Here is a 683-nt window from a genome sequence, read left to right as displayed (position 1 = left end):
CGCCCGGCGAACTGGGCGGACGCCATCGAGGCCGCCCGGATCGTCGCGCGCGAGGCCGGTGTCGAACTGGAGGTCGCGGCGGACCGGCACGCGCCGTGGCACCCCGGGCGCTGCGCGAGCCTGCGGGCCGGTGACGTCCTGGTCGGCCACGCCGGTGAGCTGCACCCGCGGGTCATCAAGGCCTTCGACCTGCCGGCCCGTACGTGCGCGATGGAACTCGACCTGACCCGCCTCGAGCCGTGGGCGGCCCGGGTGGTGCCCGCCCCGGCGATCACGACGTACCCGGTGGCCACGCAGGACGTCGCGCTCATCGTGCCGCAGAGCGTGCCCGCCGCCGACGTCGAGGCCGCGCTCCGCTCCGGAGTCGACCGGCACGGCGCCGGCGACCTGCTGGAGTCCATCCGGCTGTTCGACCTGTACACCGGTGAGCAGGCGGGTGAGGGCAACAAGTCGCTCGCGTACACGCTGCGCTTCCGCGCCGCCGACCGCACGCTGACCGTGGAGGAGACGACCGGCGCCCGTGACGCGGCGGTGGCCGAGGCCGCCGACCGGCTCGGCGCGGTCCTGCGCGGCACCTGACGGCCGGTGACATCCGGGCGCCCGCCCGGTGGTCCGATGTCCGGGGAGTGAGGAAGCAGATGACCGAACGCGTGGTGGCCGGCCGCTATCGGCTGGTGAGTCCG

1 protein-coding gene is annotated in these 683 nt (G+C 75.4%); it reads left to right on the top strand.

The features are described from left to right. The coding region (locus ACFFNX_RS51855) for a phenylalanine--tRNA ligase subunit beta-related protein (RefSeq protein ID WP_446678581.1) at positions 1-579 on the top strand (579 nt) is incomplete at its 5' end. Positions 580-683 lie beyond the last annotated feature (104 nt).

The organism is Actinoallomurus acaciae, from assembly GCF_042429965.1.
GTDB classification, from domain to species: Bacteria; Actinomycetota; Actinomycetes; order Streptosporangiales; family Streptosporangiaceae; genus Actinoallomurus; species Actinoallomurus acaciae.
This window is presented reverse-complemented; position numbering and strand designations above follow the sequence as displayed.